The organism is Microbacterium sp. PAMC21962 (genome assembly GCF_019443465.1).
GTDB classification, from domain to species: domain Bacteria; phylum Actinomycetota; class Actinomycetes; order Actinomycetales; family Microbacteriaceae; genus Microbacterium; species Microbacterium hominis.
This window is the reverse complement of sequence record NZ_CP080381.1, coordinates 3454978-3478978: the sequence shown is the minus strand read 5'-3', so window position 1 is coordinate 3478978 and position 24001 is coordinate 3454978. Positions and strand designations below refer to the sequence as shown.

The following is a 24001-nucleotide window of genomic DNA, read 5'->3' as shown; positions in this document are numbered from 1 at the left end:
GAACAGGAAGGATCAGCCGCGCGGCTTCTCCACCATCTCGGTCGTCTCGATCTCGTCGCCGATCTGGATGTCGTTGTACTTGCCCAGTCCGATACCGGCCTCGAAGTCCGTGCGGACCTCGGTGACGTCGTCCTTGAAGCGGCGCAGCGACTCGATCTGCAGACCGTCGGCCAGCACGACGCCGTCGCGGATGACGCGCGCCTTGGCGTTGCGCGTGATCGTTCCGCTGCGGACGATGACACCGGCGATGTTGCCGAACTTCGAGGAGCGGAACACCTCGCGGATCTCGGCGACACCCGACTGCACCTCTTCGAACTCCGGCTTGAGCAGGCCCTTGAGCGACTGCTCGACGTCGTCGATCGCGTTGTAGATGACCGAGTAGAAGCGCACGTCCACGCCCTCGCGGGCGGCGCGCTCGCGCGCCTTCGTGTCGGGGCGGACGTTGAAGCCGATCACGATCGCGTTGTCGATCGTGGCCAGGTTGATGTCCGACTCCGTGATGGCGCCGACGCCGCGGTGGATGATGCGCAGCTGCACCGAGTCGTCGACCTCGATCTTGAGGAGCGACTCCTCCAGCGCCTCGACGGCACCGGACACGTCGCCCTTGATGATGAGGTTGAGCGACTCGACCTTGCCCTCTTCGAGAGCGCGGGTGAAGTCCTCGAGCGAGATGCGCTTGCGGGCCTTGGCCAGCTGGGCGTTGCGCTCGGCGGCCTCGCGCTTCTCGGCGATCTGGCGAGCCGTGCGGTCCTCCTCGGTGACGATGAACACGTCACCGGCACGGGGCACGGAGTTCAGACCCTGCACCTGGACGGGACGCGAGGGGTAGGCCTCGTCGACCGCGTCGCCGTTCTCGTCGATCATCGCGCGGACGCGGCCGTAGGCCGTGCCGGCCACGATCGCGTCGCCGACGCGCAGCGTTCCCGACTGGATGAGCACGGTCGCCACCGAGCCGCGGCCCTTGTCGAGCTTCGCTTCGATCGCGACACCGCGGGCGGCCTTGTTCGGGTTCGCCGTGAGGTCGAGTCCCGCGTCGGCCGTCAGCAGCACGGCATCCAGCAGTTCCTGGATGTTCGTGCCCTGGCGTGCGGACACGTCGACGAACATGACGTCGCCGCCGTACTCCTCGGCCACGAGGCCGTACTCGGTGAGCTGCTGGCGCACCTTGGCCGGGTTCGCGTCGGGCTTGTCGACCTTGTTGACCGCGACCACGATCGGCACACCGGCCGCCTGGGCGTGGTTCAGGGCCTCCACCGTCTGCGGCATGATGCCGTCGTCGGCGGCGACCACGAGGATGGCGATGTCGGTCACCTGGGCACCACGGGCACGCATGGCGGTGAACGCCTCGTGACCGGGGGTGTCGATGAAGGTGATCGCGCGCTCGATGCCCTCGTGCTCGGTCCACACCTGGTACGCACCGATGTGCTGGGTGATGCCGCCGGCCTCGCCCGCCACGACGTTCGTCTGGCGGATGGCGTCGAGCAGTCGCGTCTTACCGTGGTCGACGTGACCCATGACGGTCACGACCGGAGGACGGATCTCGAGGTCGTCCTCGCTCTCCGCCTCCAACTCGGCCTCGAGGTCGAGACCGAAGCCCTCGAGGAGCTCCTTGTCCTCGTCCTCGGGCGAGACCATCTGGATCTTGTAGCCGAGTTCGGCGCCGAGCACCTCGAAGGTGGCCTCGTCCAGCGACTCGGTCGCGGTGGCCATCTCACCGAGGTTGAAGAGGATCGTCACCAGCGTGCCGGGCTGCACGGTGTAGCCGCGCAGGGCCTCGAGCTTGTCGGCGAAGTCGGCGATCGACGCGCCGCGACGCAGGCGGATGATCTCGCCGTTGCCCTTCTGGACGTTGACGCCGCCGACGACGGGCGCCGACCGCATCTCGAATTCCTGCCGCTTCGCACGACGCGACTTGCGCTGCTTGCTCTTGCCGCCGCCCTTGCCGAAGGCACCCGCGGTGCCACCGCCGGGACCACGGCCACGACCACCGCCGCCACCGGGACGACCCGCGAAGCCGCCACCGGGCGCTCCGGGACCGCCGGTGCCGCCGGGACGCTGGAAGCCGCCGGCACCGCCGGGACGACCGGGACCGCCGGGACGCTGCTGGAACGGCGCGCCGGGACGACCGCCGCCTCCGGGACGACCGGCGCCGCCGGGACGCGGGGCGCCGGGGCGGGGAGCGCCGGGGCGCGGAGCCTGCGGGCGCGGGATGTTGCCGGGCGTCGGACGCTGACCCATCCCCTGCGCGGACGCGAACGGGTTGTTGCCCGGACGCGGGCCGGCGGGACGCTGGCCCATCCCCTGCGACGAGGAGAACGGGTTGTTGCCGGGACGCGGAGCGCCACCGGGGCGCGGCGCCTGCGGCGTGGCCGCACCGGGCGCGGCGGCGGCCGGCGTGGCGGGCGTCGGAGCCTCGGCTGCGGCGGCGGCCGCCGGAGCCGGAGCGGCCGGCGCGGCGGGCGCGCTGGGCGCCGGTGCCGCCGGAGCGGATGCCGCGGGCGCCGCCGGAGCGGGAGCCGCCGGCTTCGCCGGGCCGGGACGCGCCGCGGGGCGCGCGCCGGGGGTCGGCGCACCGGAGGCCGCACGAGGGGCGGCCGGGGCGGCGTCATTGGACTTCTTGGCGGCGCCGTCGGCCTCGAGGGCCGCGCGGAGCTTGCGCGCCACGGGGGGCGCGATGGTGGATGAGGGGCTCTTGACGTATTCGCCGAGCTCCTTCAGCTTCGCGAGGGCGACTTTGCTGTCGACGCCGATCTCGGAGGCGATTTCGTGCACGCGTGGGTTTGCCACAATTCTCCTGTCTGAGGTCTCCCCCGGACAGGGCAGACCGTTACTTGCGGACGGGTCTCATTTCGAGCCGTTCACTTTGTGTCCATAGCCGTTCAGCCGTTTCGCTGGTGGGTGTTCTGAAAGGTCTGCGTGTCGAGCGGGCCCGACACACGCAATGCTCGTCCGAAGGCGCGGCGCCGGATGGCGGTATCCACACACCCGTGCGTGTCGTGCACCCACGCGCCCCGCCCGGGAAGGACGGCCTTCTCATCGGCGATGAGGACACCGTCTCGCTCCACCACTCGCAGGAGGGCGGACCGGAGGTCGCGCGCGCGGCATCCCACGCACGTTCGAACGGCTTCCATCCTACCCCCACTCGCCGCGTCGGGATTTCGGCGCGGTCGCGGCGCCCCCTCGCTCACCCTCGCGTCACGACTCGAGGATCGAATCCGGCTGGATGTCGATCTTGGCGCCCGTGAGCTTGGCCGCGAGGCGGGCGTTCTGCCCCTCCTTGCCGATGGCGAGCGACAGCTGGTAGTCGGGGACGAGGGCGCGGACCGCCTTGGTGCCGGCATCCAGCACGAAGCTGGAGGTGACCTTCGCCGGAGACAGGGCGTTCGCGACGAACTTCGCCAGCTCGGGGTCGTAGTCGACGATGTCGATCTTCTCCCCGCCGAGCTCCTCCGTGACCGCGCGCACACGCCGGCCGAGCTCGCCGATGCAGGCGCCCTTGGCGTTGATGGCGGGATCCTTCGCCGTCACCGCGATCTTGGTGCGGTGACCGGCCTCGCGCGCCAGCGACGTGATCTCGACCAGACCGGAGGCGATCTCGGGGACCTCGAGCGCGAACAGCTTGCGCACGAGACCCGGGTGGGTGCGCGAGACCGTGATCTGCGGCCCCTTGGTGCCCTTGGACACGGAGGTGACGTAGACGCGCAGCCGGGAGCCGTGCGGGTACTGCTCGCCCGCGACCTGCTCCTCGGGCGGAAGGATCGCCTCGACCGTGCCGAGGTCGACGTGCACCATCCGCGGGTTGGGGCCCTGCTGGATGACGCCGGCGACGATGTCGCCCTCCTTGCCGCGGAACTCGCCCAGGATCGCATCGTCGGCGATGTCGCGCAGACGCTGGCCGATCACCTGCTTGGCCGCGAACGCGGCGATGCGTCCGAAGTCCTCGGGGGTGGACTCCTCCTCGCCGATGACGACCCCCTCCTCGTCGCGGAGCGGGATGAACACGGCGACGTGCCCCGTCTTGCGGTCGAGCTCGGCGCGGGCGCCCTCGGGCAGTTCGCCGGTGGGCGAGGTGTGCTTGGCGTAGGCGGTGAGGATCGCCTGCTCGATGATCCCGACGAGTTCGTCGAACGGGATCTCCTTCTCGCGCTCGACCGTTCGCAGCAGTCCCAGATCGATGTCCACAGGTGCCTCCCTATTCAGCTCTCGACGCGAGGTCACCCTCGGTCATCTGCACGATTTTAGCCGATCGTCCCGCGGCGGCGGACGTGCGCGGACGTGCATACTTGCCAGATGGATGCCGCCTCACCCGCCGTCGACCGAGCGATCCCGCAGCCGCGGCGCGCCGATCCCGGTCTGATCGGTCTGCTCGGGTTCGTGATCGCGACCTTGACCGCGCAGCTGGCGCACCTCGGCGTTCAGAACGAGAGCGCCGTGTTCTGGGTCGGCGCGGTCTTCGGCGGCGTCGTGCAGGTCACCGCGGGCATGCTCTCGTACTTCATCGGCGACGACTTCCACTTCATCGTGTACAACGCGTTCGGGTGGTACTGGATCTGCATGCCGGGGTTCCTCCTCGGCGGGGAGCTGGGCTTCTTCGAGGTGTCGGGACCGGCGCGGCCGCTCTTCTCCATGATGTTCGCGGTGCTCGCACTCGGCTTCATGTTCGCCGGGGCGATGCACAACACCGCCCTGCCGCTGACCTTGTTGTTCGTCGCGATCGGGCTGGCCCTGGAGTCCGTGGGCTCCTTCGCGTCCTCGCCCGCGCTCGGCACGGTCGGTGCCTGGTTCCTGCTGGGCGCCTCCGCGCTCGCGTTCTACCTGCTGATCGAGAAGTTCGCCTGGCGGACGATGGGACGCCGTGTCGTCCCCCTCGGGCGGCCGTGGATCGCGCCGCACGATGGGCACGGCGACCCGGAATCGTGAGCGCGGCAGCGGCGTCTGTCAAGGCCCTGGGGCGTCATCCCGACGGCGGGCAGGGTCGAGTCATGACCGAACTCACTGGAATCGAGGCGCGCGACCGCGTCAAGGAACTCGTCGAGGACATCGACATCACCATGCTCACGACCGTGGACGCCGACGGGCGCCTCGTCAGCCGTCCGATGAGCACCCGCGAGATGGACGACGACGGCGTGATCTGGTTCTTCACCTCCGACGAGACGAAGAAGGCCGACGAGGTCGAGGCGGACCACGACGTGAACCTCGCCTACTGCGACGCCAAGGGCATGCGCTACGTGTCGGTGGCCGGTCGCGCGACGATCGTGCACGACCGCGCACGGATGGAGCAGCTGTGGTCGCCGTCGCTGGACATCTGGTTCGAGGAGGGCCTGGACACCCCCGACATCGCACTGCTGACGGTGACTCCGATCGTGACCGAGTTCTGGGAACCGGCGCACGGCACGCTCGCGATGGCCGCCGGCATGCTCAAGGCTCTCGTCACGCGGGAGACGCCGGACGACACCATGAACCACGGCAGGCTGGTCCGCTGACGCGCACCTCGAGCCGACTCAGGCCGGGCGCGCCTCGGCGGGGGCGCTCGGCAGCGCGTTGACGGCGCGGATGAGGTGGTGCAGCTCACCCACGCGCCGCTGCGCGTAGCGCATGACGAGACGGGGCGCGGCGACATCGTCGTCGTCCTCCCGCTCGGCCTTCAAGGGACCGCGGCGTTCGATCACGCCTTCGGCCAGCAGCGATCCGAAGCGAGCGTTCAGCGCGTCCACCTCCGCGTCGGTGGGCTCCGCACGCAGGCGGAGCACGAGCCGACGGCCGACCCACCGCAGCGAGACGTAGTTGCGGTAGAAGCCCGTGAGCTCGTCCACGGCGGCATCCACGGAGTCGGTCACGACCACCCGGTCGAGGTCGTCCGGAGAGATGACGCCCTCGGGGATGAGCTGGTCGTCGGCGAAACGCTGCAGCCCGTGCCAGAAGCCGCCGCCGGGACGGTCCAGCAGCACGATCGGCGTGGGCGCGGCCTTGCCGGTCTGCTGCAGCGTCAGCAGCTCGAACATCTCGTCGAGCGTGCCGAAGCCGCCGGGCATGCACACGAAGCCGCTGGACTCCTTGACCAGCATGAGCTTCCTCGTGAAGAAGTACTTCATCGCGACGTTGCGGGCGTGCGCGGCGATGATCGCGTTCGGCTTCTCCTCGAACGGCAGGCGGATGGAGACCCCGAGGGAGTGCTGCGGGCCCGCGCCTTCGGCCGCCGCCTGCATGATCCCGGGGCCCGCCCCCGTCACGGTCATCCATCCGCGGGCGGCGAGCGCCGCGGTGAGCTCGACGGTCAGGCGGTAGAGCGGCGAGTCGGGGGCGGTGCGGGCCGAACCGAACACGGTGACCTTGGGCACACCGCGGAAGGGCGCGAACAGCTCGAAGGCCGCGCGCATCTCGGTGAGGGCGGCCGAGGTGATCTTGAGGTCGAGGCGGTCGGCGCCGTCGAGCCCCATGCCCACGCCCGTCGCGAGGATGCGGGCGATGAGATCGGCGTCGGTCGTGATGCCGGCGTCGTCGAGCAGCCGGCGGATGCCGTCGGTGACGGTGGACGGGAGCGTGGAGCGATCTGACATGGCTCCAGCCTGACATCCCGGACGCAGTTCGGGTGAACGCGGCGAGAACGTCTCCTTCCCTCTTCCCACATTCGAATCTTTGTTCTAGGATCGACGTATGGACGATGACATCGAGACGGAGCCCTATCCCGGGTACTGGTCGGATGTCGCGGCCTTCGAGACGGCACTCCTCCCCCGCGATCCGGTCGATCAGGTGGCCGACATCGCCACTCTCGTGGCGGTGCACACGGCCGAGCAATACGTGTGCGTCGCGGCCGCCCGCCGCGATGCGATGGCGACGGCCTCCTCCCGTGCCTGCGCCGACGAGATGATCGACCGCTCGCTGCGCCTCGAGCTCGCCGCCGCGCTGCGCATCACCGAGTACGCCGCGGGCGACCTGGTGGCGCGCTCGACGGCGCTGGTCGAGCGCTACCCGCGGGCGCTCGAGGCGTTGGGGGCGGCGCGCATCACCGATCAGCACGCGCGATTCTTCGTCGACGTGCTGGATGCCGCGGATCCGGCGGTGCGCGCACGGCTCGTCGATCGAGCGGTTCGGCTGGCCGAGGACCTCCCCGCGGGGACGTTCCGGCGTCGCCTGCGCGACCTCGTCGCGGCCGAGGCGGTGCAGACCCTCGCCGAGACGCACGAGCGCGCCCTCGCGCAGCGCCGCGTGCACGTCGTCCCGGCCGCCGACGGCATGTCCGTCCTGACCGCGCATCTGCCCAGCGTCGAGGCCCACGCGATCTTCGACCGGCTGACGCGGATGGCCGCGGCGATGACCGGGCGCCGGGCCGTCCCCGACGCGTCCGCCGACGCCACGCCCCCACCCGCCGACGACCGTTCCCTCGACCAGGTGCGTGCCGACGTCCTCTGCGATCTGCTGATCGACGGTCGCTGCGACGGCCACTCCCCCTCGGCGCGGGGAATCCGTCCGACCGTGGTCGTGACCGTTCCGGCGCTGTCCTTGCGGGAAGACGCGCACGGCGCCGGAGAACCGGCGCAGGTCGAGGGCCTCGGTCCGATCCCGATCGAGCGGGCCCGCGAGCTCAGCGGCGGCGCCAGGGGCTGGATGCGCGTGCTCACCCATCCCGAGACCGGCGCCGTGCTGTCCGTCGGGCGCCGCAGGTACGACCCGCCGCCCGAGCTCCGGCGCCTCGTACGGTGGCGGGCCGAGCGCTGCATGGCACCCGGGTGCGTCATGCCGGCCTCACGGTGCGAGATCGACCACACGCTCGCCTGGTCCGAGGGCGGAGCGACCGCGGCGGACAACCTCGCTCCCCTGTGCCCGGGCCATCACAAGGTGAAGCATCACGGCGGGTGGACGGTGGTCCAGGTTCCCGACAGCGGAGGCGTCCTGGAGTGGACCTCGCCGTACGGCCGACGCTACCTCGTGGAGCCGGAGCGTCGAACCCCGGTGTTCCGACCCGTCGCCGAGCGTGCGGACGACACCGGACCACCACCGTTCTGACCCGCGGCCGCGGGTGGGGGGTGTCGGTGCCGGCGCGCCGTCAGCGCACCGACAGGCGGGCGACGGCGTCGGCCGCCGAGACGAGCGTGCGCTCTCCGGACCGGCGATCCCACAGCTCGACCTCGCCGTCGGCCGCCCCGCGGCCGACGATGACGATCTGCGGAACGCCGACGAGCTCGGCATCGCCGAACTTCACACCCGGCGACACCTTCGGCCGATCGTCGTAGAGCACGTCGAGTCCCGCACCCTCGAGGTCGGCCGACAGCTTCTCGGCGAGCTCGAAGGCCACGGCATCCCGCCCCGTCGCCACGACCTGCACGTCGAACGGCGCCACGGATGCCGGCCAGATGAGGCCCTTGTCGTCGTTGTTGAGCTCGGCGATGATCGCGAGGATGCGGGTGACGCCGATGCCGTAGGAGCCCATCGTGACAGTCACGAGCTTGCCGTTCTCGTCGAGCACCTTGAGACCGAGCGCGTCCGCATACTTGCGCCCCAGCTGGAAGACGTGGCCGATCTCCATGCCGCGGGCGAGCTCGACCGGGCCGGAGCCGTCGGGCGCCGGGTCGCCGGCGCGCACGGTCGCGACCTCGACGTACCCGTCGGCGGCGAAGTCGCGACCGGCGACGAGCGAGTGCACGTGCTTCTGGTCGATGTTCGCGCCGGTGATCCATCGCGTGCCGTCCACGACGCGGGGGTCGAGGACGTAGCGGATGCCGGTGGCCGACTCCTCGCCCAGGATCGCGCCCTGGGGCGACCACGGCCCGATGTACCCCTTGACCAGCAGCGGGTGCTTCTCGAAGTCCTCGGGCGTGGCGGGCTCGACCTCGGCGGGCGCGAACGCCACCTCGACGCGCTTGTCGTCGACGTCGCGGTCGCCGGGGAGGCCGACGACGACGAGCTCGCGGGTGCCGTCGAGGTGCGTGAGAGCGAGGACGACGTTCTTGAGGGTGTCGGCGGCGGTGTACTCGCCGTCGAGCACGGCGTTGGTGTGCGCCACGAGCGTGTCGATCGTGGGCGTGTTCGGGGAGTCGAAGATCACCGGCTCGCCGAACCCGTCGAACGCGATGGGCTCGGGCGCCAGGGTCTCGAACGCCTCCACATTGGCCGCGTAGCCGCCGGCCGAGCGCACGAACGTGTCCTCGCCGATCGCCGTCGGGTGCAGGAACTCCTCGCTGCGCGAGCCGCCCATCGCCCCGGCATCCGCCTGGACGATGACGTACTCCAGCCCCAGGCGCTGGAAGATGCGCTCGTAGGCGTCGCGCTGGGCCATGTAGCTGGTGTCGAGCCCGGCGTCGGTGTAGTCGAAGGAGTAGGCGTCCTTCATCGTGAACTCGCGGCCGCGCAGGAGACCCGCACGCGGGCGGGCCTCGTCGCGGTACTTGTCCTGGATCTGGTAGATCGTCAGCGGCAGGTCTTTGTAGGAGCCGTACAGGTCCTTCACCAGCAGCGTGAACGCCTCTTCGTGGGTGGGGGCGAGCAGGTAGTCGGCGCCCTTGCGGTCCTTGAGGCGGAAGATGCCGTCGCCGTACTCCTCCCAGCGCCCGGTCGCCTCATAGGGGTCGCGCGGCATGAGCGCCGGGAAGTGGACCTCCTGCGCTCCGGCCGCCGTCATCTCCTCACGGATGATGGTCTCGATGCGGGCCTTCACGCGCAGGCCCAGCGGCAGCCACGCGAAGATCCCCGGCGCCTGACGGCGGATGTAGCCGGCGCGCACGAGCAGGCGGTGGCTCGTGACCTCGGCATCCGAGGGGTCTTCGCGAAGCGTGCGGAGGAAGAAGTTCGACAGACGGGTGACCACGAGCGTCAAGCCTAGTCCGCAGCCACTGGCTATCCCCTCGCACCCTTCATCGCTGCCAGGAGGGCGGCGGCGGCGGCCAGCGGATCTGGTGCGCTGAAGACCCTCACGACGTTCACACCGTCCGACGCGTAGACGTTGCTCAGCGGAGAGGTGGTCTCCGACCGCGTCGCCACTGCGGCGCGAGCACCGTCGACGTTCACCGGCACGACATCACCGACCGGATCCGTCGCGGTCGCGATCCGCTCCCAATCCCAGGCGCCGCCCGGATACAGCATGATCATCATGCTCGATCCCGATGCCGAGTCATCAGAGGGCCGCCAACCGCATTGGAGGCCAAAACCCTGCGCACCGGCAACCCGAGAGTCGACATCGGCGCTTGCCTCGCCACCAAATCCCGTCTGATAGCCGGATGATCCCAGGAGCTGAGCCAACGGAATCTTCGTTGCAAGATCGTCGCACGTCACTTGTGGCCACCACTCGTCGGTTCTCGTCGCCGCAGACGGGGCTCCGGCGCGCGCGAGTGCGTCGAACAGCAACGGCGTCAGCGCGTCGAGCCGTTGACGCACAGCGGCCTCATCGAACTCTCCGTCGACGAACTGGTACACATCGCCCGAAACTGTAGCCAGAAGCCAGGTCTTGTCATCCTCCACGGCTTTTCGGCATCCTGTCGAAAGCCACGGCACCGGCTCACAAAGAGCCGATTCGTACGTGCTCCGGAGACTGCTATCTACGACCGAAGACGGCATTGCCGAGACGCGGAGAGTGGTGCCGTCAGCGAAGCGCCAGTCGCACGTGATCCCCCCAGCCGTTCGCACGTCGACAAAGAAGTAGCTGCGCGCTTCCGCGGTGGCTTCGGACCCCCACGCAGCCGAGAGGGCGACGGTGCTCATCACCGCGGCGCAGTCGTCATCGAAAGCGATGGACGGCGACGATGAAGCAACGGGTGGCATGCTGCCCGATGCCGACGGCGACGGTTCCGGCGTCGGCGCACGCGTCGCCGAGGGCGAGGGCGAGGGCGACATGGTCTCGATCGGCGTGGTCACCCGGTCGGGCTGCCGCAGCGTCGTGAACGCGACCGCCGTGACGACGACGGCAACCAGAGCGGCGGCGGCGACGCCGGCGACGATGCGCGACCGCCGCGCGCGTGCTGCCCGCAGACGACCGACGCCGGTGACCACACTCTCGCGGAGTTCGGCGTGCTCGCGCGGGGTGAGTTCTTCGTTCAGGTCCACGATGCCTCCAGTGCCGCCATCCCGTCCCGCAGTCGGCCCTTCGCGCGAGACAGCCTCGATTTGACGGTGCCGACGGGGATGCCGAGTGCATCCGCCGCCTCACGCTCCGAGTAGCCCTCCAGCACCACGAGGACCACGACGCTGCGCTCCACGCCCGGGAGCTGGGCAAGAGAGGCGAGCACGCCGCTCTCATCCGGCGCCACGGGGGGATCGACGGCCGCCGCCGCGGGCGTCCGTGCCAGCAACGCACGGTAGCGCCGGCGAGATCGCTCCACGTTCCGGGAGGTGTTGACGACGGTGGTCAACAGCCAGGGCAGCGGAGAGCCGTCGACGAGGCGCACGGCGGCCTTCTTCCGCCACGCCTCGAGGAAGGCGATCGCCACGGCATCCTTGGCGTCCTCCCGATCGGCGAGCAGACGACACGCCTGACGGAAGAGACGGGCCTCGTGGAGATCGAAGAGGTCGCGCATCGCCGTATCGTCACCGGCGCACAGCCTCCGCCATGCGTCCGCATCGTCATTGCTCACACTGTGTAGTGTCCAGCACCGGCCGAAAGGTTCGCGCCCGTCTCCACCTACACTGGGCGCGTGGTCCAGCGTCGCTCCCGGCTCATCGGCAGCTCCATCGGGGGTCAGCTCGCCGCGTCGCTGCAAGCCCTGCGCCGCGCGCTCGATCTCCCGGACGGCTACCCCGCTGATGCGCAGGCCGAGGCGGAGCGTGCCGCCGACACCGTGCCGGTCGCGCCCTCGGCATCCGGGCTGGCCGATCTCCGCGACATCCCCTTCCTCACGATCGATCCCGCCGGATCCACCGACCTCGACCAGGCGCTGCACCTCGAACGCACCGCGAGCGGGGCGATCCTGCACTACGCGATCGCCGACGTCCCCGCGTTCGTGAGCGCCGGCGGCGCGCTGGATGCCGAGACGCGCCGCCGCGGCCAGACCCTCTACGCTCCCGACGGCCGCATCCCGCTGCATCCGGGGGTGCTCGGCGACGGCGCCGCCTCGCTGCTTCCCGGGCGAGTTCGCCGCGCGTTCGTCTGGCGATTCGTCCTCGACGACGGCGCGCGGCCCGTCGAGACGACCCTCACCCGCGCGGTGGTGCGCTCGCGGCGGCAATGGTCGTACGTGGACGCGCAACGCGCGATCGATGCGGGCGACGCGCCGGCCACGCTCCTGGCGCTCCCCTGGTTCGGTGCGGCGCGCGCCGACCGCGAGCGGGAGCGCGGCGGCGCGAGCCTGAACCTGCCCGAGACCCGCGTCGTCTCGCCACCGGCCGGAGAGCCCGGGGAGTACGCCCTCGATCGCAGCGACGGGGTACCGCTCGAGGACTGGAATGCCGATGTGTCGCTGCTGACGGGCATGGCCGCGGCGCAGATCATGATCGACGGTCGCATCGGCATCCTGCGGACCATGCCGCCCGCCGCCGCGGAGGATGTGGCGTCCTTCCGCTCACAGACCGTCGCGCTCGGGATGCCATGGGCACCGGAGGTGGCGTACGGGGACTATCTCCGCGGTCTCGACCGCTCCCCCGTCGCACGGGTGGTCCGCGAGTACGCGGCAGCCCTGTTCCGCGGCGCGGGCTACACGACGTTCGACGGCGACGTGCCGACCGAGACGATGCAGGCGGCGATCGGCGCTCCGTACGCCCACACGACCGCGCCGCTGCGGCGCCTCGTCGACCGCTGGTCGCTGGTCATCTGCGACGCGCTCGCGAACGGCCGCGAGGTGCCCGAGTGGACGCGTTCGTCGCTGGCCGGGCTGCCGTCAGCGATGGCGCGGAGCGCCGCCGTCGCGGGCCGTCTGGACGCGGGGTCGATCGATCGCATCGAGGCGGCGCTGCTCGCCGGGCACGAGGGAGAGGTGTTCGACGCGCTCGTGCTGAACGTCCGCGGCACGACGGCCCGCGTCCAGATCGATCGGCCTCCGGTCGAGGCGACGGTCACGGGCCTCGACGCCGCCCCCGGGACGAGCGCCGCGCTCCGGCTTCTCGCGGCATCCGTCCCGGACGGGACCATCGCGTTCGCACCCGCCTGAGACCCGCGGTCATCCGCGGCAGGCGGGGCCGCGCGACGGTCAGGAGTCGAACGGGACGAGTCGATTGCTCTGCAGCGTCTGCAGCGTCGGGGTGAGCGCGCGCCCGAAGGTCTGGGGATCGGCGAGACCGTCGTGGTGGGAGGTCTCTGCGATGTGGCGGAGCCCCTCGACGGCGTCGCGGTCGTTCGCACCGCACACGTGGAGGAAGGCCCGGGTCCCCGCGGCGAACACCGGGGGTCCGTCGATGCGGTCGAGATCGAGCCAGGAATCGGCCACGAGCATGAACGATGCGGTCAGATCCGGTTCGCTCCGCAGATGGAGACGGAACTGCCCGGCTCCGCCCTCGGTGAGCAGACCCCCCACGGCCATCCGCAGCCGGGCCAAGGCGCCGGCGCGGGCGAGCTCGGCGGTCAGGCCCCTCGCGGCGAGCGCGTTGCGCGTGAGGGTCACATGCCGATCGCCCTCATCCAGCCCGAGCACAGCGAAGAGCCCGGACCCTGCAGGCTCGGACCAGGGCAGGTCGTCGTCACCGGCGCCGCGCTCGAGGAGGGCCGCGGTGATCTGCGCCTGATCTTCGGCGCTGCGCAGCAGCAGGTTGACAGCGGGGAACAGTGCGGTCGTCCCCGCAGCTTCGTCGAGCAGGACGAGTACCCGTTCGTCACCGTTCCTCGCTTCGACGAGCTTCACCGCCGGCGGCGACGCGGAGGGGCGCTTCCGGCGGAACAGACTCATGGGCCCATGCTATTCAGAACGGCTCGTCCGTCTCTCCGACCGCACCGGCCGCGGTGACGCAGGTCCGCCCCTCCGTGGGCCGCGGGGGCGCGATTCTCGGTGGCTCGTGCTCCTGTGCGATGTCCGTCGTGCGGAGGGGTCAGAGACGGCGCCGCGGAGCAGGGGACGAGGTCATGCCCATCGCGGCAGCCAGAGAGCGCGATGCGATATATTGCATATCGTGTCTCTCTCGCTCACGCCCGTACCGCGCGCCCTCCTGCGCGACGACGTGCACGCCCGCTTGCGCGACGCCATCGTCGACGGCACGCTCGCGCCCGGCGAACAGCTGCGCGACGTCGAGCTGGCCGAACGACTCGGCGTCAGCCGGACGCCCGTGCGCGAGGCGCTGCTCGAGCTCGCCCGCGCCGGACTCGTGACGGCCACGCCCGGCCGCTCCACCGTCGTCGCCCCCCTCGACCCCCGAGCGATCCGCGATGCTCAGGCCGTCGTCGGCGCTCTCCACGCCCTCGCCGTGCGGACGGCCGTGCCGCTGCTGACGGCGGCGGATCTGTCCGCCATGCGCGACGCCAACGCGGCGTTCACCGCCGCGCAGCGGGCCGGCGACACCGACGCCGCCCTCGCCGCGGACGAGCGCTTCCATCGCGTCGCGCTCGATGCCAGCGGCAACGCGGCCGCCGTCGCGGTCATCGCCCAGTACGAGCCGGTCCTGCGTCGCGTGGAGCGGCTGCGGTTCGCCTCGCACGAAGGAGCAGAGTCGGCCGCTCGGCATGAACGACTCATCGCGCTGTGCGCCGACGGCGACGCCGACGGGGCTGCCCGCCTGGCCGAGCAGACGTGGCAGAGCCTCGGCATCCCGACCACCCGGACCACCCCGATCGAACAGGACCCCGCATGAAGCTGCACGAGTTCCCGCGCCACCCGCTCACGTTCGGCCCCAGCCCGTTGCAGCACCTGGCGCGGCTCAGCGATCACCTCGGCGGTGCGCAGATCTGGGCGAAACGCGAAGACGTGAACAGCGGCCTCGCGTTCGGCGGCAACAAGGTACGCAAGCTCGAGTACATCGTCCCCGACATCCTCGCCTCCGGCGCCGACACGATCGTCTCGATCGGCGGCTACCAGTCCAACCACACCCGACAGGTCGCGGCCGTCGCGGCGCACCTCGGGCTGAAGGCGCGGCTCGTGCAGGAGAAGTGGGTTCCGTGGGACGACCCCACCAACGACAAGGTCGGCAACATCCTGCTCTCGCGCATGATGGGCGCGGACTCGCGCCTCGACGACGCCGGGTTCGACATCGGCATCCGCGATTCCTGGAAGCAGGCCCTCGCCGAGGTCGAGGCGGGCGGCGGAACGCCCTATCCGATCCCGGCCGGCGCGAGCGAGCACCCGCTCGGCGGCCTCGGTTTCGCGAACTGGGCGTTCGAGGTCGCCGAACAGGAGAAGCAGCTCGGGGTGTTCTTCGACACGATCATCGTGTGCACCGTGACCGGCTCCACCCACGCGGGCATGATCGCCGGGTTCGCGGCGCTGGAGGAGGCCACCGGGGTGAAGCGCCGCGTGCTCGGGATCGACGCGTCCGCCACGCTCCAGAAGACCCGGGACCAGGTGGCACGCATCGCCCGCCACACCGCGGAGCTCATCGAGCTCGGCCGCGACCTCCGCGACGACGAGATCCAGGTGCTGGAGGGCTGGGCGGGCGAGCTGTACGGCATCCCCGTCGACTCGACGATGGAGGCGATGGCCATCGGCGCGCAGCTGGAGGCGATGATCACCGACCCCGTCTACGAGGGGAAGTCTCTCGCGGGACTCATCGATCTCGTCGGCTCGCGCGACATCCCGGCGTCGTCGACCGTGCTCTACGCGCACCTGGGCGGACAGCCGGCGATCAACGCCTATCACTCGCTGTGGGACCCGACGGTCGCTCCCCGGTGACGCGAGCGAGCGGCCCGACGCCCTCGCGCCGCTCGAAGACCAGGTGGGTCTCGGTCGTGCGCACCGACTCGTGCACGGTGATGTGCTGCAGCACGATGTCACGCAGCGCCGCGGCATCCTCGACCGCGACGTGCACGAGGAAGTCGTCCTCGCCCGCGACGTGGAACGCCTCGATCACTCCGGGCGTCGCGACGATCGCATCGAAGAGCCGGCCGACGCCCTCGCGGGTGTGACGGCCGAGCCGGACGCGGATGACCGCCTGCAGCGGCAGACCGAGGGATGCCGGGTCGACGAGCACCCGCACGCCGGTGAGCACGCCGCGCGAACGCAGCGTCCGCACGCGGTACGCGCACGTCGACTCGGCGATGCCGAGATCATCGGCGAGCGCCTTGTTGGAGCGCCCGGGAGCGCGCACGATCGCCGCGAGCACACGGAGGTCGAGCTCGTCCAGAGCGGATGCGGCGCCTTGTGATTCCGGCAAGGGCGGCTCCTCACGGTCGCGCGGGATTGATGACAGCGGCACAATTCGATCACCCGATTGCTCTTTCCGCAATCACGCAGGCGGTCTGCCGCTCTTTCCTTCATACTCGCGGGCATGACGCACCCCGACACCCTCGCCGTCCACGCCGGTCGTGACGACTTCGCCGCCCTCGGCGTGCACACTCCGCCGCTGGACCTGTCATCCACGTACCCCCTGCCGGACGTCGAGCGCGGCGGAGACTCCTACGAGGCGCTGGCCACCGGGGGCACGCCCATCGACGGGGGCAGCCACGTGTACGCGCGGCTGTGGAACCCCACCGTGGCGCGCTTCGAGGAAGCCCTCGCGGCACTCGAGCACGCCGAGGCCGCTGTCGCGTTCGCGTCCGGGATGGCCGCGCTCACCGCCGCCGTCCTCTCGCACACGGTGTCCGTCGGTCGCCCGCACGTCGTGGCGGTGCGACCGCTGTACGGCGGCAGTGACCATCTGCTGGCGACGGGCCTGCTCGGCACCGACGTGACCTTCTGCTCCGCGGACGAGGTCGGAGCGTCGCTGCGACCGGACACCGGTCTGGTGATCGTCGAGACGCCCGCGAACCCCACCCTGGACCTCGTCGACATCGCCGACGTGGTCGCGCAGGCGGACGGCGTGCCGGTGCTCGTGGACAACACCTTCGCCACCCCGGTGCTGCAGCAGCCGCTCCACCACGGCGCGGCGATGTCGCTGCACAGCGCGACGAAGTACCTCGGCGGCCACGGCGACGTCGTCGGCGGGGTCATCGCCTGCGGCCCGGAGTCCGCGGCGGCCCTACGACGCGTGCGCGCCATCACCGGCGGCATCCTCCATCCGCTCGGCGCGTATCTCCTCCACCGCGGGCTGCCGACGCTGCCGCTGCGCATGCGCGCTCAGCAGGGGTCGGCGGCGCACATCGCTCGGCATCTGCAGGAGGACGATGCGGTCGTCGACGTCTTCTACCCCGGACTGCACGGTGATCCGCAGGGACTCCTGGCGCGCCAGCAGCACGGCGGCGGCGCGATGCTCGCTCTGCGCCTGCGGGACGGCTACGACGCGGCGGCACAGGTCGCGGCATCCCTGCGCCTGTTCACCCACGCGGTGTCCTTGGGCGGCGTCGACTCGCTCGTCCAGCATCCCGCGGCGCTCACGCACCGCCCCGTCGCGCCCGAGGCGCGCCCCGCCGCCGACATCCTGCGACTGTCGATCGGACTCGAGCACGTCGACGACCTGATCGCCGATCTGTCGCGGGCCCTGGCGCGGACGCGCGAGGGCCTGCGGGCGGTGAGCGTCGCGCGCTGACGCCGCCCGCCGGCCGCGCTCAGCCCTGGCTCAGTGCGGCGATCACGGACGCCGTCGCGTCGGCGGTTCGGGGCGCCTCCGCGACCTGGATGAGGTTGATCCCGTCGGTGGCGGCCACGAACGAACTCTCCGGACGAATGGCGCCGGTGCCCTCGATCGCCTGCTGCGCACCTGCGACGACGACGGGCGTCACCGGTGTCCGCGACGACAGGTCGTTCTCGAGTTGCTCCCACTCATCCGCGGCGCCGGGATAGGCGGTGATGACGATCGCCGTCATCCCCTCTGCGGACGACGAGTACCACTTGCAGTCGATCATCGTCCCGCGCGCGATCGCCAGCTCCGACGCGATGTCGGTGGCGAATCCCGACGGATACCCGGACTCGAAATCGGCTGAGTCGAGAATGCCCGCGAGATCGAGTCGGCTCCCCAGGTCCTCACAGGTGGGCGCCGCCCACCATCCCGCGCTCGGGGTCGCAGCTCGCGGAGCGGGCGATGCCGCCAGGGACTCCTGGAAGAGCGGGGCGAGCTTTCCGGCGTCCTCGCTCAATTGAGCCTTTGACGCCGACCCCTCGACGCCCACTTCGCCGTCGATCGTGACCAGGAGCCAGGTCGTGTCGTTGCGGACCGCGATCCGGCACCCCCAACCGTCGTAGAGGTATCCCTCGCAGACCACGCTGCCGTAGCGGGACTGGGTGGTTTCCGGGACGACATCGACGGGAGCGGCAAAGCTGCGCACGGCCGAACCGCTCCCCGTCCGCCAGACGCATTCCAGGCCCCCGAGCGTACGCACGCCGGTCGAGGTCTCCTCGGAAGCCTGCCCGAGCTCTCTGCCCAGAATCGAGGAGAGCCGCGCCGCGTCCACGACGGAGGCGCAGTCGCCTCCGAAAGCGGGGCGCGCGGTCGTGTCGATCGCCGAGCTGGGGGTGGGGCTCTCGGGCGCGGAGGCCGCAGCCTCGCTGGTCGAAGGGGAGCTCGCGACAGAGCCGCCGGACGCACAAGCCGGCAGCGACACGACGGTCGCCGCCAGCGCGATCAGAAGTGCCGCGCGCCGGACGACGTCCTTGGTAAACGTAGGAAGGGGGGCCATGAACCCATCGTGGCACGCGCACGATTCGTCGCTCGAACGGAGCCCACAACGATCTGGTCACGCCCATGCCGATGGCGGCATATGGTGCGCCGCCGAGGAAGGGGGACCGCCGTCAGGCCGTGACGACCTGCGCCGTTCCGAGCGGGGCGTCGGGGCCCATCTCGTCGGCGATGCGGTTGGCCTCTTCGATCAGGGTGGCCACGATCTCGGCCTCCGGGACGGTCTTGATGACCTCGCCCTTGACGAAGATCTGTCCCTTGCCGTTGCCGGACGCGACGCCGAGGTCGGCCTCGCGCGCCTCACCGGGGCCGTTGACGACGCAGCCCATGACGGCGACGCGCAGCGGCACGGTCATGTCCTTGAGGCCTTCGGTGACGTCGTTGGCGAGGGTGTAGACGTCGACCTGCGCCCGCCCGCACGACGGGCACGAGACGATCTCGAGCTTGCGCTCGCGGAGGTTCAGCGACTGCAGGATCTGGTGACCCACCTTGACCTCTTCGGCCGGCGGCGCCGACAGCGAGACGCGGATCGTGTCGCCGATGCCCTCGCCGAGCAGGATGCCGAAGGCGGTCGCGCTCTTGATCGTGCCCTGGAACGCGGGACCGGCCTCGGTCACACCGAGGTGCAGGGGCCAGTCGCCCCGCTCGGCGAGCATGCGGTAGGCCTTCACCATGACGATCGGGTCGTTGTGCTTGACCGAGATCTTGAAGTCGTGGAAGTCGTGCTCCTCGAACAGCGAGGCCTCCCAGACGGCGCTCTCCACGAGCGCCTCCGGAGTCGCCTTGCCGTACTTCTCCAGCAGCCGCTTGTCGAGCGAGCCGGCGTTCACGCCGATGCGCAGCGACACACCGGCATCCTTCGCCGCCTTCGCGATCGCGCCGACCTGGTCGTCGAACTTGCGGATGTTGCCCGGGTTCACGCGCACCGCGCCGCAGCCCGCGTCGATGGCCTGGAAGACGTACTTGGGCTGGAAGTGGATGTCGGCGATCACGGGGATCTGACTCTTCTTCGCGATGATGTGCAGCACATCCGCGTCATCCTGGCTCGGGACGGCGACGCGCACGATCTCGCAGCCGGATGCCGTGAGCTCCGCGATCTGCTGGAGCGTGGCGTTGATGTTGGTCGTGGGCGTCGTGCACATCGACTGCACGCTCACGGGCGCGTCGCCTCCGACGAGCACCTTCCCGACCTTGATCTGACGGCTCTTGCGGCGCGGGGCGAGGACGTCCGGCACACGCGGCATCCCGATGTTCACTGCTGGCACTGCACCAGCCTACGCCGCACGGGCCGCGCGGGGGCGGTGCGAAGAGGCGCACCGTTGGTTCTGATATCGTGACCGCATGTTCGCGAACACCTCCTGGTGGCCCACCCGCTGAGGCGGTGTGCTCGCGACCCACGACCACAGACCGCCCTCGAGGCGGTCTTTTCGTTCCCGGACGAACCCAGCCCGCCCGACCTGAAGAAAGGCCCGGCGATGACCCCGAGCCCCGCCCTCCTGGAGTCCGTGCTGCGCGCGGATCGCCCCTTCGCCCTGATCGCGCGGGATCCCGACACCGTCGAGCTGCTCGTCGGCGATGTCGTCGACGTCGCCCTGCTCGCCGACATCCCGCTGAGGGATGCGACCGGCGCCCCGCGAGAGGTGCTGGCGCTGGTGCCCTACCGGCAGGTCGTCGAGCGCGGCTTCGCGTGCCACGACGACGGCGCGCCGTTGCGCTGCCTCGTCGTCGAGGAGCACACCACGCTCCCCCGCGCCGACGTGCTGGCGGCGCTGCCCACCGCGGCGGTGCCGCTGGCCGACGCCGGGTTCGACATCTCCGACGACGAGTACGCCGCGATCGTGCGCACCGTCATCGCCGATGAGATCGGTCGCGGCGAGGGCGCGAACTTCGTCATCCGGCGCGACTTCACGGCATCCGTCGACACCGATGCCCTCACCGCCGGCCTGACCTGGTTCCGCGCTCTGCTCGAACACGAGCGCGGCGCCTACTGGACCTTCCTCGTCTCCACCCCCGGCCACCTCGCGGTCGGGGCGAGCCCGGAGGCGCACGTGAGCGCGCAGGCCGGGGCTCCCACCGGGCCCGGCCACAGCACGGTGACGATGAACCCGATCTCCGGCACGTTCCGCCACCCGGCCGGCGGGGCCACGGCAGAGACCCTGACGGAGTTCCTCTCGTCCACCAAGGAGACCGAAGAGCTCTTCATGGTGGTCGACGAGGAGCTCAAGATGATGAGCGCCGTCTGCAGCGACGGGGGCCGCATCACCGGTCCGCATCTCAAGGAGATGTCGCGGTTGACGCACACCGAGTACATGCTGCGCGGGACGAGCACGATGGATCCGCGGGACATCCTGCGCGAGACGATGTTCGCCCCGACGGTCACCGGATCGCCCATGCAGAACGCGTGCACCGTCATCCAGCGGCACGAACGCGCTCCGCGCGGCTACTACTCGGGCGTCGCCGCACTGTTCACGCCCACGCCCGGCGGCGGACACGACCTCGACGCGCCGATCCTCATCCGCACGGCGTATCTCGTCGACGGCACGCTGCGCGTGCCGGTCGGCGCGACGCTCGTGCGTCACTCCGATCCCGACGGCGAGGTCGGTGAGACCCATGGAAAGGCGGCGGGCGTGCTGGGCGCCATCGGCGCGGTCGCCCGCGACGTCGTCGCGGAGGCGAGCGCGCTCGACGAGGACGCGCCCGCCGCCCGGCCTCCCCGCCTCGCCGACGTGCCCGAGATCGCCGCACTGCTGGCCGCGCGCAACGAACGCCTCGCGTCGTTCTGGCTCGAGCCGCAAGCCGGGGAGATCGCGGGACCGTACTCCGGGCGCACCGCGGTCGTCGTCGACGCCGAAGACCGCTTCACGACGATGCTCGCGCACCAGCTGCGCCACCTCGGCTTCGCGGTCTCGATCCTCCCGTGGAACGACGCGGATGCCGCGACCCTCGCGGCCGCCGACCTGGTGGTCGCCGGGCCCGGGCCCGGCGACCCGCGTGACGACGCCAACGCACGGATCCGGACGATGCGCGCCATCGTGGCCGACCGGCTGGAGAGCGGCCGGCCGCTGCTGGCCGTCTGCCTGAGCCACCAGATCCTCGCCGATCGGCTCGGCATCTCCCTGGCCCCGTTGGACGCGCCGCATCAGGGCCTGCAGAAGACGGTCGACGTCTTCGGGGTGCCGGCATCCATCGGCTTCTACAACACCTTCACGGCGCGTGTCGAGCCGGGCACCGACGAGATCGGCCGGACGCGGATCGCGGCCGACCCGGCATCCGGCGACGTCTACGCGCTCCGCGGGCCGGGCTACGCCTCGGTGCAGGGCCACCTCGAGTCGATCCTGTCGCGCGACGGGCTGCGGACCCTCGAGAGCCTCATCGCCGACGCGCTGTCCTGAACCGGGGCGCGAGGGCGCTCAGCCGAAGATCTTCATCGGGTTGACGATGTCGGCCAGGATGAGGATGCCACCCATCACGATGAGCGCGATGACGACGACGAAGGTGACCGGCACGAGCCGTGTCGCGTCGACGGGAGCGGGCGGCGGCCGCCGCCACAGCTTCGCCCAGGCCCGCTTGAGTCCGTCCCAGAGCGCGACGACGACGTGCCCGCCGTCCAACGGGAGCAACGGGATGAGGTTGAAGACGAACAGCGCGAGGTTGAGCGATCCGAGCAGACCGAGGATCGTGGCCACCCGGTCGAGGACGGGCGCGTCGATGGCCGCCGCCTCTCCGGCGAGCCGGCCCACGCCGACGACCGAGAGCGGGCCGTTGGGATCGCGCGGCGCTCCCGTGACCAGGTCGGACGCCGTCTGGTAGACCCGGACCGGGAGCTGCCACATGATGCCGGCGACCTGGCCGGCCTGCTGCAGCGCGGCGGCGGGCCCGTCCCACAGCGGCTGGCGCACATAGGCGGTCGCGGCCGTCATCCCGACGAAGCCGACCTCCGCGGTCACCGCCGTGCCGTCCGGACCCGCGATCTGGCGCTGCGCGAGCATCGGCGTCACGCGCAGGGTCTGCTCGACGCCGTCGCGACGGACGACGACGTCGATCGTGCGGTTCGGGGCGGCCTGGATGATCGCCGACGCCTCCTCGAAGGTGGCGACGGGGGTCCCGTCGACCGACACGAGCTCGTCGCCGGGGCGAAGGCCCGCCGCCGCGGCCGGCGACTGCGGGTCGTCCGCGGTGCAGGCGGACTGGGTGGAGCCGGCAGGCAGGACGCATTCGTTGACGGCGGCGACCGTCGTGGTGGCCGTCTGCACCCCGATCCCGCTGAACACGATGGCGAACAGCAGCATCGCGAGCAGCAGGTTCATGACGGGGCCGCCCAGCATGATGACGACCCGCTTCCACACGGGCAGCGCGTGGAACGTGCCCGTGCTGTCGTCTCCGGCGATCGTCTCGTCATTGGCGGCGCGGGCGTCCTGCACCATCGTGGCGAAGAACCCGCCCCCCGCCTTGCCCGCGGCACCGCCCACCGCGGCGCGGGCACGCGACCGCGGGTACATCCCCGCCATCGAGATGTAGCCGCCCAACGGCACGGCCTTCACGCCGTACTCGGTCTCGCCGAAGCGACGCGACCACAGCGTCGGTCCGAAGCCCACCATGTACTGCCCGACGCGGACGCCGAAGCGCTTCGCGGGCACGAGATGACCGATCTCGTGCAGGGCGATGGATGCGGCGAGTCCCACGACAAGCAGCAGGACGCCGACGATGAAGGCGATGACGGTCACGAGCGAACAGGCTACCCGCCACCGCTTTGAGTTTGCTCAGTCCGCGCCCCGGCCCCCGGTAGGCTCGACGTGTGCCCGAACGCCCGATGACCCGCCGGCTGCGGGCCCTGCGCGGGACGGCGGCGGCGGCGATCGCGACGACCCTCGCCTCGACCGGGCACACGTTCGGCGGCGGGGCCGCGCCGTCGCTGTGGCTGCTGGTCGCCGTGACCGTCCTGGCGGCGCCGCTCGCGGTCGCGATGGTCGGACGACGGCGCAGCCTTCCACGGCTGGCGGCCGCCATCGCGACGGCCCAGATCGCCCTGCACACGGCGTTCGCCGTCGTCGGCGGCGCCGCACCGGTCACCCCCGCCGGGCACGAGCACGTGATGCCGGGCGTCGCGATCGGGGTCGCGACGACCCACGCCGGCGGGCATCTGACGGCCGCCATGCTGATCGGCCACCTGGTGGCCGCCCTCGTGACGATCGCGCTCGTCGCCTACGGCGAACGACTGCTCGCGATGATCGCGCGCGGCGTCCGTCGCCTCCTCGCCCGGGCCGCCGTGACGGCGCCCGGACCGCGTCCCCGCGCGCACGCCGCCCCGACCGACCGGCGCATCGCCCTCCCGCTCTTCCTGCTGTCCGCTCTTCGTCGACGGGGGCCGCCGGCGTTCGCACGCTGAGCACCG

21 protein-coding genes are annotated in these 24001 nt (G+C 71.1%); 9 read left to right on the top strand and 12 right to left on the bottom strand.

What is annotated here, in order from left to right:
- Window positions 1-12: 12 nt before the first annotated feature.
- The 3 genes from infB to nusA form a co-directional block, all read right to left on the bottom strand.
- Window positions 13-2787 (bottom strand): translation initiation factor IF-2, encoded by a 2775-nt coding sequence (gene infB, locus KY498_RS16280; RefSeq protein WP_191008810.1) that lies wholly within the window; start codon window positions 2785-2787, stop codon window positions 13-15.
- A 92-nt stretch (window positions 2788-2879) separates the two neighbouring features.
- The gene (locus KY498_RS16275) at window positions 2880-3131 is read right to left on the bottom strand and encodes a YlxR family protein (protein WP_060960481.1); all 252 of its coding nucleotides are present in this window, start codon (window positions 3129-3131) and stop codon (window positions 2880-2882) included.
- 64 nt (window positions 3132-3195) lie between these two features.
- A complete protein-coding gene (gene nusA / locus KY498_RS16270; RefSeq protein ID WP_060960482.1) occupies window positions 3196-4182 on the bottom strand; it encodes a transcription termination factor NusA in 987 nt (328 codons plus the stop codon).
- Window positions 4183-4290: 108 nt separating this feature from the next.
- Here nusA and KY498_RS16265 point away from each other — a divergent pair, with 108 nt between their 5' ends.
- Together KY498_RS16265 and KY498_RS16260 are read left to right on the top strand one after the other, a co-directional pair.
- Window positions 4291-4920, top strand: a complete 630-nt coding sequence (locus KY498_RS16265) for an acetate uptake transporter family protein (protein WP_191008811.1) — start codon at window positions 4291-4293, stop codon at window positions 4918-4920.
- Window positions 4921-4982: 62 nt separating this feature from the next.
- Entirely contained in the window at window positions 4983-5483 is a 501-nt protein-coding gene (locus KY498_RS16260; protein ID WP_060960483.1) for a pyridoxamine 5'-phosphate oxidase family protein, read from the top strand.
- Window positions 5484-5501: 18 nt separating this feature from the next.
- Here the strand turns inward: KY498_RS16260 and KY498_RS16255 are convergent, their stop codons facing one another.
- Entirely contained in the window at window positions 5502-6557 is a 1056-nt protein-coding gene (locus KY498_RS16255) for a TIGR00730 family Rossman fold protein (RefSeq protein WP_101306606.1), read from the bottom strand.
- A 97-nt stretch (window positions 6558-6654) separates the two neighbouring features.
- Here KY498_RS16255 and KY498_RS16250 point away from each other — a divergent pair, with 97 nt between their 5' ends.
- Window positions 6655-8004: an HNH endonuclease signature motif containing protein gene (locus KY498_RS16250; RefSeq protein WP_191008812.1), complete on the top strand. Its 1350-nt coding sequence runs from the start codon at window positions 6655-6657 to the stop codon at window positions 8002-8004.
- Window positions 8005-8044: 40 nt separating this feature from the next.
- Here KY498_RS16250 and KY498_RS16245 read toward each other — a convergent pair whose 3' ends face one another.
- Genes KY498_RS16245 through KY498_RS16235 form a run of 3 tightly spaced genes read right to left on the bottom strand, consistent with a single transcriptional unit; the run spans window position 8045 to window position 11504 of the window.
- The gene (locus tag KY498_RS16245) at window positions 8045-9802 is read right to left on the bottom strand and encodes a proline--tRNA ligase (RefSeq protein WP_101307253.1); all 1758 of its coding nucleotides are present in this window, start codon (window positions 9800-9802) and stop codon (window positions 8045-8047) included.
- Between the two features lie 29 nt (window positions 9803-9831).
- Window positions 9832-11034, bottom strand: a complete 1203-nt coding sequence (locus KY498_RS16240; RefSeq protein ID WP_061782487.1) for a hypothetical protein — start codon at window positions 11032-11034, stop codon at window positions 9832-9834.
- Window positions 11025-11504: an RNA polymerase sigma factor gene (locus KY498_RS16235; protein WP_060960487.1), complete on the bottom strand. Its 480-nt coding sequence runs from the start codon at window positions 11502-11504 to the stop codon at window positions 11025-11027. Before KY498_RS16235 ends, KY498_RS16240 begins: the two co-directional genes overlap by 10 nt.
- A gap of 117 nt (window positions 11505-11621) precedes the next feature.
- Between KY498_RS16235 and KY498_RS16230 the strand changes: the two genes are divergently transcribed.
- The gene (locus KY498_RS16230; protein ID WP_191008813.1) at window positions 11622-13070 is read left to right on the top strand and encodes an RNB domain-containing ribonuclease; all 1449 of its coding nucleotides are present in this window, start codon (window positions 11622-11624) and stop codon (window positions 13068-13070) included.
- 39 nt (window positions 13071-13109) lie between these two features.
- On the opposite strand, the gene KY498_RS16225 is transcribed toward KY498_RS16230, so the two are convergent.
- Window positions 13110-13802, bottom strand: coding sequence for a hypothetical protein (locus tag KY498_RS16225; RefSeq protein ID WP_191008814.1), 693 nt, complete (start codon window positions 13800-13802; stop codon window positions 13110-13112).
- A gap of 220 nt (window positions 13803-14022) precedes the next feature.
- On the opposite strand from KY498_RS16225, the gene KY498_RS16220 reads away from it, so the two are divergent.
- Together KY498_RS16220 and KY498_RS16215 are read left to right on the top strand one after the other, a co-directional pair.
- Window positions 14023-14697, top strand: a complete 675-nt coding sequence (locus tag KY498_RS16220; RefSeq protein WP_082808090.1) for a GntR family transcriptional regulator — start codon at window positions 14023-14025, stop codon at window positions 14695-14697.
- Complete coding sequence (locus KY498_RS16215) at window positions 14694-15731, top strand: 1-aminocyclopropane-1-carboxylate deaminase (protein WP_060960490.1); 1038 nt, start codon at window positions 14694-14696, stop codon at window positions 15729-15731. Before KY498_RS16220 ends, KY498_RS16215 begins: the two co-directional genes overlap by 4 nt.
- On the opposite strand, the gene KY498_RS16210 is transcribed toward KY498_RS16215, so the two are convergent.
- Window positions 15685-16212, bottom strand: coding sequence for an Lrp/AsnC family transcriptional regulator (locus KY498_RS16210; protein ID WP_060960491.1), 528 nt, complete (start codon window positions 16210-16212; stop codon window positions 15685-15687). The genes KY498_RS16215 and KY498_RS16210 overlap by 47 nt on opposite strands.
- A gap of 114 nt (window positions 16213-16326) precedes the next feature.
- On the opposite strand from KY498_RS16210, the gene KY498_RS16205 reads away from it, so the two are divergent.
- A complete protein-coding gene (locus KY498_RS16205; RefSeq protein WP_191008815.1) occupies window positions 16327-17523 on the top strand; it encodes a PLP-dependent aspartate aminotransferase family protein in 1197 nt (398 codons plus the stop codon).
- Between the two features lie 19 nt (window positions 17524-17542).
- Here the strand turns inward: KY498_RS16205 and KY498_RS16200 are convergent, their stop codons facing one another.
- Window positions 17543-18610, bottom strand: a complete 1068-nt coding sequence (locus KY498_RS16200; RefSeq protein WP_060960493.1) for a hypothetical protein — start codon at window positions 18608-18610, stop codon at window positions 17543-17545.
- A gap of 112 nt (window positions 18611-18722) precedes the next feature.
- Window positions 18723-19853: a flavodoxin-dependent (E)-4-hydroxy-3-methylbut-2-enyl-diphosphate synthase gene (gene ispG / locus KY498_RS16195; RefSeq protein WP_060960504.1), complete on the bottom strand. Its 1131-nt coding sequence runs from the start codon at window positions 19851-19853 to the stop codon at window positions 18723-18725.
- A 231-nt stretch (window positions 19854-20084) separates the two neighbouring features.
- Here ispG and KY498_RS16190 point away from each other — a divergent pair, with 231 nt between their 5' ends.
- Window positions 20085-22001, top strand: coding sequence for an anthranilate synthase family protein (locus tag KY498_RS16190; protein ID WP_191008816.1), 1917 nt, complete (start codon window positions 20085-20087; stop codon window positions 21999-22001).
- 18 nt (window positions 22002-22019) lie between these two features.
- Here KY498_RS16190 and KY498_RS16185 read toward each other — a convergent pair whose 3' ends face one another.
- The gene (locus KY498_RS16185; RefSeq protein ID WP_191008817.1) at window positions 22020-23333 is read right to left on the bottom strand and encodes an RIP metalloprotease; all 1314 of its coding nucleotides are present in this window, start codon (window positions 23331-23333) and stop codon (window positions 22020-22022) included.
- A 71-nt stretch (window positions 23334-23404) separates the two neighbouring features.
- Between KY498_RS16185 and KY498_RS16180 the strand changes: the two genes are divergently transcribed.
- Window positions 23405-23995: a hypothetical protein gene (locus tag KY498_RS16180; RefSeq protein WP_223848953.1), complete on the top strand. Its 591-nt coding sequence runs from the start codon at window positions 23405-23407 to the stop codon at window positions 23993-23995.
- Window positions 23996-24001 lie beyond the last annotated feature (6 nt).